General features: G+C 68.0%; 11 protein-coding genes and 1 pseudogene. 9 read left to right on the plus strand and 3 right to left on the minus strand.

Features of this window, described 5'->3' with window-relative positions:
* The first annotated feature begins 26 nt into the window (after positions 1-26).
* The gene (locus IPK27_12670) at positions 27-446 is read left to right on the plus strand and encodes a hypothetical protein (GenBank protein ID MBK8068438.1); all 420 of its coding nucleotides are present in this window, start codon (positions 27-29) and stop codon (positions 444-446) included.
* 109 nt (positions 447-555) lie between these two features.
* Here IPK27_12670 and IPK27_12675 read toward each other — a convergent pair whose 3' ends face one another.
* Positions 556-1,161: an FKBP-type peptidyl-prolyl cis-trans isomerase gene (locus tag IPK27_12675; GenBank protein ID MBK8068439.1), complete on the minus strand. Its 606-nt coding sequence runs from the start codon at positions 1,159-1,161 to the stop codon at positions 556-558.
* A gap of 449 nt (positions 1,162-1,610) precedes the next feature.
* Here IPK27_12675 and pspA point away from each other — a divergent pair.
* From pspA to IPK27_12690, 3 genes and pseudogenes are all read left to right on the plus strand, one after another.
* A pseudogene (gene pspA, locus IPK27_12680) lies at positions 1,611-2,280 on the plus strand (phage shock protein PspA).
* Positions 2,281-2,285: 5 nt separating this feature from the next.
* Positions 2,286-2,516, plus strand: coding sequence for an envelope stress response membrane protein PspB (pspB, locus tag IPK27_12685; protein MBK8068440.1), 231 nt, complete (start codon positions 2,286-2,288; stop codon positions 2,514-2,516).
* 62 nt (positions 2,517-2,578) lie between these two features.
* Positions 2,579-2,980, plus strand: a complete 402-nt coding sequence (locus IPK27_12690; GenBank protein MBK8068441.1) for a PspC domain-containing protein — start codon at positions 2,579-2,581, stop codon at positions 2,978-2,980.
* A 97-nt stretch (positions 2,981-3,077) separates the two neighbouring features.
* Here the strand turns inward: IPK27_12690 and IPK27_12695 are convergent, their stop codons facing one another.
* Positions 3,078-3,782 carry a hypothetical protein gene (locus tag IPK27_12695; GenBank protein MBK8068442.1) on the minus strand — a complete coding sequence of 235 codons (705 nt, stop codon included), beginning with the start codon at positions 3,780-3,782 and terminating at the stop codon, positions 3,078-3,080.
* A gap of 93 nt (positions 3,783-3,875) precedes the next feature.
* Positions 3,876-4,751 carry a PhzF family phenazine biosynthesis protein gene (locus IPK27_12700; GenBank protein ID MBK8068443.1) on the minus strand — a complete coding sequence of 292 codons (876 nt, stop codon included), beginning with the start codon at positions 4,749-4,751 and terminating at the stop codon, positions 3,876-3,878.
* A 428-nt stretch (positions 4,752-5,179) separates the two neighbouring features.
* On the opposite strand from IPK27_12700, the gene IPK27_12705 reads away from it, so the two are divergent.
* The 5 genes from IPK27_12705 (at position 5,180) to IPK27_12725 (ending at position 13,278) form a co-directional block, all read left to right on the plus strand.
* Positions 5,180-7,762: a bifunctional aspartate kinase/diaminopimelate decarboxylase gene (locus IPK27_12705; protein ID MBK8068444.1), complete on the plus strand. Its 2,583-nt coding sequence runs from the start codon at positions 5,180-5,182 to the stop codon at positions 7,760-7,762.
* Positions 7,763-7,927: 165 nt separating this feature from the next.
* Positions 7,928-9,268: an endonuclease domain-containing protein gene (locus tag IPK27_12710; GenBank protein ID MBK8068445.1), complete on the plus strand. Its 1,341-nt coding sequence runs from the start codon at positions 7,928-7,930 to the stop codon at positions 9,266-9,268.
* 311 nt (positions 9,269-9,579) lie between these two features.
* Positions 9,580-10,938, plus strand: coding sequence for an amino acid permease (locus tag IPK27_12715; protein ID MBK8068446.1), 1,359 nt, complete (start codon positions 9,580-9,582; stop codon positions 10,936-10,938).
* Complete coding sequence (locus tag IPK27_12720) at positions 10,935-12,101, plus strand: hypothetical protein (GenBank protein ID MBK8068447.1); 1,167 nt, start codon at positions 10,935-10,937, stop codon at positions 12,099-12,101. Before IPK27_12715 ends, IPK27_12720 begins: the two co-directional genes overlap by 4 nt.
* Positions 12,088-13,278, plus strand: coding sequence for a serine hydrolase (locus IPK27_12725; protein MBK8068448.1), 1,191 nt, complete (start codon positions 12,088-12,090; stop codon positions 13,276-13,278). The genes IPK27_12720 and IPK27_12725 overlap by 14 nt, the downstream gene beginning before the upstream one ends.
* Positions 13,279-13,846: the final 568 nt, after the last annotated feature.

Here is a 13,846-nt window from a genome sequence, read left to right on the forward strand (position 1 = left end):
GGCGGCAACTACCAGGTCCCGGGCGCGTGCTAGCCGTCGCCGGCAAGATCCTGCGCGACTACGGCAAGGTGCTGGGTGAGATCGAACCCGGTTGCGCCGCGTTGCCGCGCTCCTTCCTGCCGCACCCGCGCGGTGCGATCCAGGAGGCCACGTTGCGCGTGCTGGCCACGCTGAGCCCGGGCGACGACGCGCTGCGCGATGCGTTGATCCGGGGATTCGTGTTCCTCGCCCAGTTCGTCGACGACGACGACGCCATGCGCGTGGCCGAGGGCCAGGCGCAGATGGACGCGCTGGCGCTCGATGCCGGCGCCGAACCGCAATCGCCGCAGGCGCTGGAAGCGCTGCGGGTGGTCAACCAGATCAAGGTGGAGATGGAGCAGGCGCTGTTGCAGGCCTGCCAGGCGGCGCGGATTCCGCTGTCGCGGGCGCCATCGTTGTTGCGGTGAAGGGGGTAGGCCGGTGTATCGCGCGGCGATTCACCGGCGTGAGCGCCGGGGAGGCGCGCTGCGCCACCCCGGCCTACGCGCGGCTTGGCCGCGCGGACCACTCACCGCTTTACTTCACTTCGATCAGCTTGATATCGAAGATCAGCGCCTGGTTCGGGCCGATCGGGCGCGGACCGCGATCGCCGTAGGCCATTTCTGGCGGCAGGAAGATCTGCCAGTGGTCGCCGACGCGCATCAGCGGCAGCACTTCCTGCCAGCCCTTCAGCACCTGGTCGACCTGGAACTTGGCCGGCACGCCGCGCGCGAAGGAGCTGTCGAACTCGAAACCGGTGATCAGCGAGCCGCGGTAGTGCACGGTCACTTCACTGGTCGCGGTCGGGCGGCTTCCGTTGCCTTCCTCGATCACGCGGTACTGGATGCCCGAGGGCAGCGCGACGATGCCCTTCTTGGCGCGGTTCTCGGCCATGAACTTGTCGCTCGCGGCCTTGTTGTCGGCGGCGAGCTTGTTGAACTTCGCTTCGGCCTCGCTGCGCAGCTTGTTTTCCAGCAGTTCCATCTGCTGGCCGAGTTGTTCGCGCGGATAGGCGACTTCCTTGCCGGCGAAGCCATCGCGCAGCGCGCGGATCACGCCTTCGACATCGATGTCGACGCCGCGTTCCTTGAGATCGGCGCCGAACTGGTAGCCGACCGCATAGCTCATCTTGGTCTTGTCCATCGCGACCGCCGGGGCGGCCGGCGCGGCGCTAGGGGCGGGGGTCTGCGCAACAGCGGACAGCGACAACACAGCAGCGGCAACCGCCGCCAACCCAGTGAATTTCATCTAAACCTCCAAATGGAGCGGGATTTGCGACTGCACGGGGCTCACGGGCCGCCGAGTCTGTCGCGCTTTGAGGGGCGCGCGGATTCTAAGGGAAGCTTCCGGCCAGCGTCACCCGGATCGTTGCGCGCGGGCGATGTCGTTCAGGTCCGCCTCGCAGGCTTGCTCGCCCGGGTGACCGGATGGCGAGTTCTGCACAATCGTGGCGAGGCTCGCCACCGGGGGTTCGTGGCGGGTACGGATCGTCGGCAGTGACATCAATCAAATCAATTACTTAGACCGTTGGCACGGGACTTGGAATGGGTCAATCACCCGCAAGGGGCATGAATCCACGAGGAGATAGCAACATGGGTGTCTTTTCCCGCCTGTCCGACATCATCAACGCGAACCTCAATTCGCTGCTCGACAAGGCCGAGGATCCCGAAAAGATCGTCCGCCTGATGATCCAGGAAATGGAAGATACGTTGGTCGAAGTGCGCACGGCGGCGGCCAAGGTGATTGCCGAACGCAAGGAGCGCGAGCGCCAGCTCGGCGTGCTCGACCAGGAACAGCGCGACTGGGAACACAAGGCGGAACTCGCCTTGCGCAAGGATCGCGAGGACCTGGCGAAGGCCGCGCTCTCGCACCGCGCTGCACTGGCCGACCAGGCCAAGGCGGTCGCTGGCGACCTCGAGCGTGCTCGGCGACAACCTGGCCAAGCTCAATGACGACATCGCCAAGCTCCAGGCCAAGCTGCAGGACGCCAAGGCACGCCAGCGCACCATCGTGATCCGCGCGCAGAACGCGCAGACCTCGCTGAAGGCGCGCACGCAGATCCACTCGGCCAAGATCGACGACATGCTGAACCGCTTCGACTATGCCGAACGGCGCATTGACGCGGTCGAGGCGCAGGCGGAGGCTCTGGATCTGGGCCGCGCGAAGACCCTGAACCAGGCCTTTGCGGACCTGGAGTCGGAGGAGCGCATCAAGGCCGAGCTGGAAGCGCTGAAAGCCCGTGTCAACCAGCCTAAGGGGTAAGCACGATGTGGGCGGCACTTGAGGTACCGCTGATCGTCTTCATGGTGGTGGTGCTGCCGGTGTGGCTGGTGCTGCACTATCGCAGCAAGCGGCCAGCGGCGCCGCCGACGACGGCGGTCAACACGGACGGCGACATCGCGGAGCTGTGGCAGACCGCGCGTCGCATGGAAGAGCGCATCCGGACGCTGGAACGCATCCTGGATGCCGACACCCCCAACTGGCGAGGTCGCACATGAGCCGCAGTCATCGATTCGGGTATCAGTACGCCGGCGGTTGCCACTGGAATGGAGCAGCATCGATGAACGACCGATTCAGTCCCGGCCCGCGCCTGTACCGGGATGTGGACCACCGCTGGATCGCCGGTGTGTTGGCGGGTGCGGCGACGCACTTCGGCTGGAACCTGACCGCGCTGCGCATGGTCACGATGATCGCCTGCCTGACGCCGATCGTGCCGGTGGTGATGGTGGGGTACATCCTGTGTGCGCTGTTCCTGCCGCCACGCACGGCATTCGATGGGGCGGTCCCGCCGCCGCCGCCGGGTGCCGCCAGCGACTGGCAGCCGGCGCCCCCGGCGCATGTGACCGCCAGCGAACTGCGCTACCGCATCCGTGAGATGGAAGACCGGCTGCGTGCGATGGAGGCCTATGTCACCAGCAGCAAGTACGAAATCGACCGCGAACTGAAGCGCGGTCCGCTCTGAGCATCGGCGGCTGCCGTGAAACGCCCTGGCGCGAATCCCGGTTCCGGTGTCGCAATGACGAAGGCCCGCGTTCGCGGGCCTTTGGTCATTGCTGCGATCAGCGCCGCGGGAATTCCTGAGACCAGTCAGGCACCTGCACCTTGGGCAATTGCACGGGTTCATCGTGTCTGGTGAAGCTGACGCGCAACTGTTCGCCGCTCTGCAATCTTGCCTCCAGTTTGATCAGTCGTGAGTTCTCCTCGTCGATGCATACGCCGAGCAGGCTGAAGCGCGTCATCAGTTGCGGCCGCAGGCTCAGGTTCACGGTGCGCGGCTGGCAGGTGCCTCCGGGGACGATTTCCGGCGCGGCCTTGTCGGCGCTCAACACGTCCTCGGCCTGCGGCAACATGGCCAGTGTATCGGCCAGCAGTGCCAGCGAACTCTGGACCAGCGGGCTCTGGTCGTACCCCGCGGCCGACTCCCGGAACCAGCGCCCGTTTTGCAGCACCCAGTTGCCGTCATGGTCGGCACTCGGCTTGGGCAGTGTCCGCACGCCGAAGGAAAAGCCCTGGCCGGCCCCCGTGCCTGTCGCGTACTCGCTGCCGCCGTCGGCGAGGGTCATCTCGCTTTCGAAGGCGTAACTACCGCCACTGGTGAGCGTCCGGACCGCGCGCTCATAGGGTGTGCTGATTTTCGCCGGCGGCGGGGGCGCGCGCCGGGATCCAGCGTCGGCAGCGGGCGTTGCCGCCTCGGGCTCTGGCTGCGCGACCTCGGGTTCATCACTGCATGCCGCGAGGGCGGTGCACAGGGCCAGGGGCAACATCAAACGCGGTACGGTCATTGACATGCGTGATTGCTCGGACTTCGGGATATGGCGCCTCAGACCGCAAAAGCGCGCCGGTGTTCCCGATGGCATTCACAGATCGACCGCGCCGCGTATCAGCGCGCAGCAGCGCCCGCCGATGTGCACCCGCCCGGCAGCGTGACGAACGTGCACTTCGCCCGCGCGACCCACGGCATGGCCTTGACTCGCCGAGTAGCGCCCACCGAACGCGGCCAGGCGATTCTGCGCGGCCAGCCAGTCGCCCACTGCGGCCTGGGCGCTCCCGGTGACTGGATCCTCGGGCACGCCGGTGGCGGGCGCGAAGGCGCGCAGTTCCAGCGGCACCGGCAGGTTCGGTTCGAAGGAGAACACCGCCAGGCCCTCGACCTTGAGCGAGCGGCTCAGCGTGGCGATCAGTTCGAGGTCCGGGACGATCGCGCGTACCTGCGCGCGACTGGCCAGTTCCAGCAGCACCCAGCGGGCACCCAGGTCCGACAGCACCGGGCGCTCGCCGACGCCCGCGCCGACGCCGCCGATGGCACGCGGCAGCGCCTCGATGATTTCCGGTGGCAGCGCACTGCGCCGTGGCAGCGGCGCCTGCACCGAGACCACCCGCTGGTTGCCCTCGCCATCGACATGCACGTCGAGCAGACCCGCGCCGCACTGCTGCACCAGTTGGCCGTGGGCGTCCGGCTTGACCAGTCCGGCGTCGAGCAATGCCCAAGCCGTGCCGACACTCGGATGGCCGGCGAACGGCAGTTCCGCCATCGGCGTGTAGATGCGCACCTGGTAACTCGCGCCTGGCGCATCCGGCCGCAGCACGAAAGTCGTCTCCGACAAATTGGTCCAGCGCGCGAAGCGCTGCATCGCCGCCGGATCCATGCCGTTGGCATCCAGCACCACCGCGAGCGGATTGCCGTACATCGGCACCGCGGTGAACACATCGACCTGGACAAAGGGACGCAGCATGGTAGCGGCTCCGGACACGGCCGTTCAGGCTCGCGCGTTGAGGCGTCAGGCGCAAGTGCTGGGGTGGAGCAGGTGAAGCGGGGGAGGTGAAGCGGGGGGCGGGGGGAGGTGGAGCGGGGCGGGGGTGCTGTTGTGGGGAAATGGCGGGGCGGTTTCGTGGGTCGCCCTCGACGCGCCTGGGGTCATCCACGGAGACCGGTGCCTTTCCCCTTGCCCCTCGCCCCGCTTCATCTCTCCCCGCCCTTGCATTTTCCGCACCCCGCTTCATCTCCCCCGCTTTTGGGCCTCATGCTGCACCGCCACACAAGCATGGTCGAAGTTTCATATCGAACGCCACTGAGAAGCCATTTCCGATCTCGCAAGCTCTTGCTGCAGTGCGCTAAGGTTGGCGTCCCTTGACGGGCATGAACGAGGTCGCGGCGGTCACCATGCGCTGGATAGTCCTGAAGTTCGGCGGCACAAGTGTGTCGCGGCGGCATCGCTGGGAGAACATCGGCCGCCTGATGCGCGAGCGCCAGCAGCTTGGCGTGGGCGTGGTCACCGTGGTCTCGGCACTGTCGGGGGTCACCGACGCGCTCAAGGCACTGATCGCGCTGCACGGCGATCCGGCCGCCATGGCCGCGGCGGGCGAGGCGCTGATCGAGCGCCACCTGGCCTTCGCGCGGGATCTCGACGTCGCACCCGAAGTGCTCAACCATCGCGTCGCGGAGCTGCGCCGGCTGGTCGGCGATGTGCGTGCCGCGGCTGGCGGACACGCCTGGCAGGCCGAAGTGCAGGCGCAGGGCGAGTTGTGGTCGAGCACTTTGGGCGCGCACTTCCTCGCGGGCCTTGGGATGGCGGTCAAATGGCTGGATGCGCGCGATTACCTCACCAGCCGCGAGCAGGCGCTCGCCACCGAGTGGTCGCGCTACCAGAGCGCGATCTGCGAGCCGCGCCCGAGCCCGGCGGTGCGGCAGGACCTGGCCGCGCGCGGACAGATGTTCATCACCCAGGGCTTCATCGCGCGCCAGCCGGGCGGCGACACCGTGCTGCTCGGGCGCGGCGGCTCGGACACGTCCGCCAGCTACTTCGGTGCGCTGCTCGGCGCCGAGCGGGTGGAAATCTGGACCGATGTGCCGGGCATGTTCAGCGCCAACCCCAAGCAAGTACCGGATGCACGCCTGTTGCGCCGGCTGGACTACGACGAGGCACAGGAAATCGCCACCACCGGCGCCAAGGTGCTGCATCCGCGCGCCATCGGCCCGGTGCGCGAGGTCAAGGTGCCACTGTGGATCAAGGACACCGAACGGCCCGAGTTGCCGGGCACCGAGATCGTCGCCGAGGCCGCCGGTGGCGCGCCCAGCATCAAGGCGATCTCGCTGCGCAACGGCATCACCCTGGTGTCGATGGAATCGATCGGCATGTGGCAGCAGGTGGGCTTCCTCGCCGATGTGTTCGCCTGCTTCAAACAGCACGGCCTGTCGGTGGACCTGATCGGCTCGGCTGAAACCAATGTCACGGTGTCGCTGGACCCGAGTGACAACCTGCTCGACGCCGGCACCCTGGACGCGCTGTGCCGCGACCTGGCGCGCGTCTGCCGCGTGCGCGTGATCGCGCCCTGCGCGGCGGTGACCCTGGTTGGCCGCGGCATGCGCGGGATGATGCACCGGCTGTCGGAGATCCTCGCCGAGATCGGCGCGCGCCGGGTGCACCTGGTGTCGCAGTCGTCCAACAACCTGAATCTTACCTTCGTCATCGATGCCGCCGACGCCGACGGCGTGGTCCCCGCGCTGCACGCGCACCTGGTGCGCGAGGGCCTGACCGGCGCCGACGGTGACCCGGTGTTCGGCCCCTCCTGGCGTGCGCTGGAGCGCGTGCCGGAGCCGCCGCCGGTGCGCTGGTGGGAAAGCGCGCGGGCGGCGCTTCTGGCGCGCGCGCAGGCGCTGCCGACGCCGTGTTATGTCTACGCCGGCAGCATGCTGCGCGCCCGCGCAGCCGACCTGCTCGGACTCAAGTCGGTCGATCGCCGCTACTACGCGCTCAAGGCCAATCCACATCGGGAGATCCTGCGCACACTCGCTGGACTCGGCTTCGGCATGGAGTGCGTGTCGCTCGGCGAACTGGACCATGTGCAGGCCACGCTGCCGGACCTGCCGCCGGAGCGCGTGCTGTTCACGCCGAATTTCGCGCCACGCGCCGAATACGCCGCAGCGCTGGCGCGCGGCGTGCGCGTGACGGTCGACAACCTGTCGCTGCTGGAGCGCTGGCCGGAGCTGTTTGTGGGGCGCGAGATCCTGCTGCGCTTCGACCTCGGCCGCGGTCTCGGCCACCACGACAAGGTCAAGACCGGCGGCGAGAAGAGCAAGTTCGGCATTGCCGTGGCCGAGGTTGCCGCCGCCGCGCGCCTGGCGGCCGCCTGCGATGCGCAGGTGATCGGGCTGCATGCGCACCTCGGCAGCGGGATCTTCGACATCGCGCACTGGAAGACGGTCTACGCCGACCTCGCCGGACTCGCGGATCGCTTCCCGGCAGTGCAGGCGCTCGACATCGGTGGCGGCCTGGGCGTGCCGCACGAGCCGGGCGAACAGCCGCTCGCGCTGGCGGAACTGGATGCCGCGCTGGCTGGGGTCAAGTCGCTTTACCCGCGCTTCGAACTGTGGATCGAGCCCGGCCGCTACCTCGTCGCCGAGGCCGGCGTGGTGCTGACCCGCGTGACTCAGACCAAGCGCAAGAGTGGGGTGCAGTTCGTCGGTGTCGACGCCGGCATGCACACCCTGCTGCGCCCGGCGCTGTACGACGCCTGGCACGAGATCGTCGACCTGAGCCGTCACGGCCAGCCAACTGGTGGCCGCTGGCAGGTCGTCGGCCCGATCTGCGAATCCGGCGACATCCTCGGCCGCGACCGCGCTCTGCCGGAGCCGCAGGAGGGCGATTTGATGCTGATCGCCAACGCCGGCGCCTACGGTGCGTCGATGGCATCGCGCTATAACCTGCGCGAGGCGGTGCGCGAGGAGTGGGTGGATGAGTTGTGAGAAGCCAGGAGCGGGGCAGGGGGCAGGGGGCAAGGGGAATTGCCAAGGCTTCGGACATGCCCCGGATTCATGGCCGAGCGCCTCCATTCGCCCCAGTGGGGTTCGAGCCTTGAGGCAGCGGCCCCTGCCCCTTGCCCCTTGCCCCGCCTTTCCGAGCCTCACGACATGACCCAACCCCGCCCCACCGCCACGACCTTCCGCCTGACCGACTGCCGTTACGCCGACGGAGAGGTGTTGCTCGGCTATGCCTTCGACGATGGCGCCACGATGTTCGAGCGCATCCGCTTCCCTGGCGCGCCGGCGGCGGTGCCGGCGGGGCGCGAGGCGGCGTTCGCCCGGGCGCTGGCACTGCTGCACGGGATCGCGGGCGTCAGCTACTACAAGGCACTGGTCCCGGAGCGTATCGAAGTGGCCGGTGAGGCTTTCGATCCGGCGCTGGCGACGCTGCTGGACGAGGTCTGGCTGCATGGCCTTGGCGAGTTCGCGCATCACAACGGCCTGGACTTGCGCGGGCGGATCCGCTTCCCGCATGGCGCGGAACCAGCACCCGCGGCAGCTGCGCTTGGCCTGCCGCGGCGCGCGCTGGTGCCGATCGGTGGCGGCAAGGATTCGCTGGTCAGCATCGAGACGCTCAAGCGCGCGGGCGATCCGGTCGCGGTGGTGTGGATCGGCCGCAGCGAACTGATCCGCGCCTGCGCCCAGGCCACCGGGCAGCCGCTGCTGAACATCGAGCGCGAGATCGCGCCGGAACTGTTCGAACTCAATCGCCGTGGCGCCTGGAACGGCCACATCCCGGTCACCGCGATCAACTCGGCGATCCTGACCCTGGCGGCGCTGCTCTACGGCTACGACGAGATCGTGTTTTCCAACGAGGCTTCGGCGAGCGTCGGCAACCTCGTCAGCAACGAACTCGACATCAACCACCAGTGGAGCAAGGGCCTGCGCTTCGAGACCCTGTTCGCCGGCTACCTGCGCGACGCGGTAGCTGCCGACCTGCGCTACTACTCGCTGCTGCGGCCGTTCTCCGAACTGGCGGTGACCGAGCGTTTCGCCCGGTTGACCCGCTATCACGGGCTGTTTTCCAGCTGCAACCGCAATTTCCGCATCCTCGGCGACAAGCCCTCCTCGCGCTGGTGCGGCGAGTGTCCGAAATGCCGTTTCGTGTTCCTCGCGCTGGCGCCGTTCATGAGCAAGCCCGCGCTGCTGACGATCTTCGGCCGCAACCTGCTGGACGAGCCGGAGCAAGTGGCGGGTTTCGATGCGCTGCTCGAATTCGGCGCGGTCAAACCCTTCGAATGCGTGGGCGAGGGCCGCGAATCCCGCGCCGCGCTGCTCGCGCTGAGCCAGCGCGCCGACTGGCGCGAGGACGCTCTGGTGCGGCGCTTCGTCGACGAGGTGCTGCCGGCGATCGATCCCTCCGGGCTCGAGCTGCCGCCACTGCTGCGGCCTTCCGGAGAGCACCACGTTCCGGCGAGGCTGTGGGCGGCGCTGGGCCTGGAATCCTGAGCCGGTTGTCGGTAGGCGGTTGTGTCGGCAGCAGCCGATGTGCCCTGAGCCCGTGGGAGCGGCTTCAGCCGCGATCTTTTCCCGGCGGCTGCTGGAGAAGATCGCCGACAGAGTCGGCTCCCACAGGTGTGTCGGTGTTCGAGCCTTGCTGCCCAGAACCCAGAACCCACAACCCACAACCCACAACCCACAACCCACAACCCACAACCCACAACCCACAACCCACAACCCGGCTAGATCCTGCCCGCCATCCAATCCACCACCTCGGGCTGCCGGGCATACTTGGCCACTGAACCTCCCGGAACCCGCGCGTGACCGCAGCCCTCGACCAACCTCGCCGCCTTGGCCTGTGGAGCGCCTGTGCCATCGTCGTGGCGAACATGGTGGGTACGGGGGTGTTCTCGACCCTGAGCTACCAGGTGCATGCGCTGCCGGATGAGCGCGCGATCCTGCTGTTGTGGGTGCTCGGCGGGATTTCGGCGCTGGCAGGCGCCTTGTGCTGTGCGGAGCTGGGTGCGGCGCGACCACGCTCTGGAGGCGAGTACGCGCTGCTGACGCAGCTGTTCCATCCGGCGGCGGGCTTCATCGCCGGCTGGATCTCGGTGGTCGCCGGATTTGCCGGGCCAATCGCCGCCGCCGCGCTCGCCTTTGCGGCCTATTTCGGCAAGTTATGGCCGGCTGCGGCGGCGGTGCCGATGTGGATCGCGATTGGCCTGGTGACCTTGATCAGCGCGCTGCACTTGCTGCGGGTGGAGATTGGCGCGCGCTTCCAGGTGATCACCACGCTGCTCAAGATCGTGGTGATGCTGGCGATCGTCGCCGCCGCGCTGCTGTTCGCGCCAGCACGCGAGCCGGCCACCGCCGATCTCGGTTCGGTGATCGCCAACCCGGCGTTTGCGGTCTCGCTGGTCTATGTGACCTACGCCTACCTCGGCTGGAACGCTGCGCTGTACGTGGCCGGCGAGGTGCGCGATCCGCAGCGCAGCCTGCCGCTGGCGCTGATCGCCAGCACCGCGCTGGTGACGCTGCTGTATGTCGCGGTCAACTGGGCCTTCCTCCGCCTGGTGCCTTTCGACGAGCTGGTGCGGGTCAATCCGGGTGCGATGACCGTGGACAACGAACTGGCGGTGGGTTTCCTCGCCGGGCGCGCACTGTTCGGCGAGCAGGGCGGGATGATCGTCGGCGGCGCGATTGCGTTCACCCTGATCTCCACGGTCAGCGCGATGGTGCTGGCCGGCCCGCGCGTGCTCGCGGCGATGGCCGAGGACTGGCGCCCATTCGCGCTGTTCGGCCGGCGCCACTCTGGCGGCTCGCCGCGCGCGGCGATCGCTTTCCAGTGGCTGCTGATCGTGCTCCTGCTGGCCACCGCGAGCTTCGAATTCGTGATCAACTTCATCGGCGTGTCGCTGACCCTGTTCAACATGGCAGTGATCGTCGGCTTCCTGCGCGACCGCGTGCGCCGACCGGACCTGCCGCGCCCCTTTCGCGCGCCCTTCGGCTGGACCTCAGGCCTGCTTTTCCTTGCCATCAACGGGTGGATGATCGTGTTCCTGTGCTTCAACGAACCCAAGGCTGTGCTGCTTTCCCTGGCATCCATCGCGGTCGCATTCGCGGCCTATTGGCCGTTGCGCCGGCATGCGCCAACGCAAGCGGCCAAGGTGCCCGCATGAGGGCTGTCCGCGGTTTGTTTGGAGTCCTGCTCGCGCTGGCATCCGGCGCGACCCTGGCCATGGATGTCTGCCCCGGCGCCGACCCGCGCGCCAGCTGGAACCAGGGCACGCTGAACGACACCGCGCGCATCCTCGCCGGGCTGCGTGCGCCACTCGAGTCCGATCTGGCGGAGGTGGTCGATCCGCGCGCGCTGGAGCGCCATCGCGACACCCTGGGCGCCAGTTGGGCGCAACTGCGCCAGCGTCAGCTCGAACCTGCTGCACGCTTCGCGCGCGAGGCGCTGGGACCCGTCGGCAGTGCGCCGCGACGCGTCTACTACCCCTTCAGCGGACCGGATGCACTGTACCTGCTGACCATGTTTCCGGACGCGCGCGCCTCCGTGCTGACTGGCCTGGAACCGGTTGGCAGCGTGCCCGATTTCAAGGGCCTGGATGCGCGGCAGATCGAGGCCGGGCTCGCGGAGGTGCGCAAGTCGCTGTACGCGATCCTCTCCTTCAGCTTCTTCCGCACCAACGATCTGACTGTCGACCTGCGCAAGAGCCGCTTCTCGGGGGTCACGCCGATCCTGTTCGTGTTTCTCGCGGAAGCGGGCTACGCGGTATTCGACGTGCGCTATGTGCTGCTGCCGCCGGGCGGCGCGCTGTGCCAGGCGGATGCGGCGCAGATCGGCAAGCCACCGGCGGGCCATCTGCCCGGGGTGGAGATCGAGTATTTCCACCCGGACGACGCCGATTTCCGCAAGCTGGTGTACTTCGCCGCGGACCTCGGCGACGGTGGCCTGAAGCGCACGCCGCAGTACATCGATTTCGTGACCGCCTTCGATGCCGACGCCACCTACCTCAAGAGCGCGTCCTACCTGATGTACCGGCCATGGTTCTCGCAGGTGCGCAAGCTGATCCTCGATCACAGCGAGATCGTGCTGCAGGACGACTCGGGCATCCCGCACGCCTGGTTCCGCCCGGCGCTGTGGCAGGCCACGCTGTACGGCCGCTACGGCTCGCCGATCGCATTATTCAGCAACTGGACCCAGCCGGGGCTGCGCCAGGCGTACGCGGAGGGCGATCCGCAGCCGCTCGATTTCGGCATCGGCTACCGTCACCGGCGCAACGACAGCAACCTGCAGCTGTACCGCAAACGGCCCGAGGAACATGCGTCGCCGTGAGTGCCTTGCGGCGCTGCTCGCCGGCGCCGGATGGCCCTTCGGCCTGCGCGCCACGGAGTCGCTGGGCGCGTTGATCGGCGCCGCCGGCCCGGTTGCGCGACGGGTGCTAGCGGCGCGCGCGGCATACCAGCCACAAGTGCTGCTGACGCACTGCGTGCGCGACGGAAGCGCTTGGCGCGCGCAGGAGAGCGAGGCCTTCGGACTGCGGTCGCGGCAATGGTTCGCGGCCGCCAGTTGGGTCAAGCTGCCGCTGGCCGGAGTGCTGCTGGAGGAACTGGATCGCCGCGGACTGGACATTGCGGCCGGCGCGCTGCGCCTGGAGGTCGATGGTGCGACTGCCTGCGCGCCGCTGCCCGCAGCGCAGGCAGGCGGATGGCGCCTCGATGCGCTGATGCAATCCATGCTGGTGGTCAGCGACAACCTCGCCTACAACGCGCTGTACGAGCTGCTCGGCAGCGACGCGATCCACGCGCGACTGCGCGAACTTGGTTTTCCCGGGATCCGGATGGCGACGCGCCTGGGCTGCCCGCAGCCGCGCAGTCCGGGCAAGCTCGCCGCGCGCCTGCGTGACGCACGGGGCGCCGTGGTGTGGGAATCGCCGGCGCAGCTGCAGGAAACCTTCCAGCGCTTTCCGCATGGCAAGGCCCGCGCGGGGCGCGCCTGGGCTGAGGGCGGCCGCGTGATTCCTGGCGCGCACGATTTCAGCGACTCGAACTTCATCCCGCTGGCCGATGTGCACCACATGACGCTGGAGTTCGGCGGTCAGGTCGGCCTGTTGTTCGAACTCACCGCACCCACGCGTCGCTGGCTGGCCGACACACTTTCGCTGGTGCCGCGGCAAGCGGGCGGTCTGGGCGTGGAGCAGCGTGCGCTGCCCGACGATCATTCGAAGTGGCTGCTGCCGCTGGATGCCGCCGGCCATTTTCCAGCGCATCTGCGCATCCACAGCAAGAACGCGCAGTCCTACGGCTGGATTGGCGACAGCGCCTTCATCGTCGACGAACAGGCTGGGCGCGCCTGTGCCCTCACGGCGCTGGTGTTCGTCGACCGCGATGGCGTGCTCAACGACGGCGCTTATGACTACGCTGGGACCGGCCGCCCGTTCCTGCGCGAAGTCGGCAGCGCGCTGTGGAAGGACGTCCGGGTGACGTTGAACGCTCCGACCGGGGCCGGTTAAACGCGGAGACGCGGAGGGCGCGGAGAAAAGGCCGCGGAAAGCGTCTGGGAGTGGGCTCCAGGGAAATTCCGAAACGCTAGTGTGGTGTTCCGTAATTACCTTGAATTATTTCCGCGCCTTTTGCGCCGATGCGGCGTTGCTCGTCGTCGCCATAGCCCTGCTATGACCTCCGGTTCCGGCCCGCAACCAGTTGCGGGCGTTCAAGCCGGCGCGCGGCATGCCGCGCAAGCCGCCGGCTTTCACCCTCCTCTCGCCTTGCCTCGCCGCAAAATTCATCGGAAATTTCTTCAACTAAATTACGGAACACCACACTAGGTGCCCTCTCGTGCAGGGGGCTGTCTGTGGGAGCGGCTTCAGCCGCGATCTTTTCCCTGCGGCGGCTGGAAAGGTCGCCGACAGAGTCGGCTCCCACAGGCTGGCGGTGTGCAGGCTCTGCTGCCCACAACCCACAACCCACAACCCACAACCCGCCCACAAACCCACAACCCGCCCCGTGCATGTCCGCCCGCCACAGCGTTTCCCGTTCCCTGAAAGACCGGCCGCACCTGCGGCTGTCTGCGGCCAACCC

Source organism: Rhodanobacteraceae bacterium, assembly GCA_016713135.1.
Classification (GTDB): Bacteria; Pseudomonadota; Gammaproteobacteria; order Xanthomonadales; family SZUA-5; genus JADKFD01.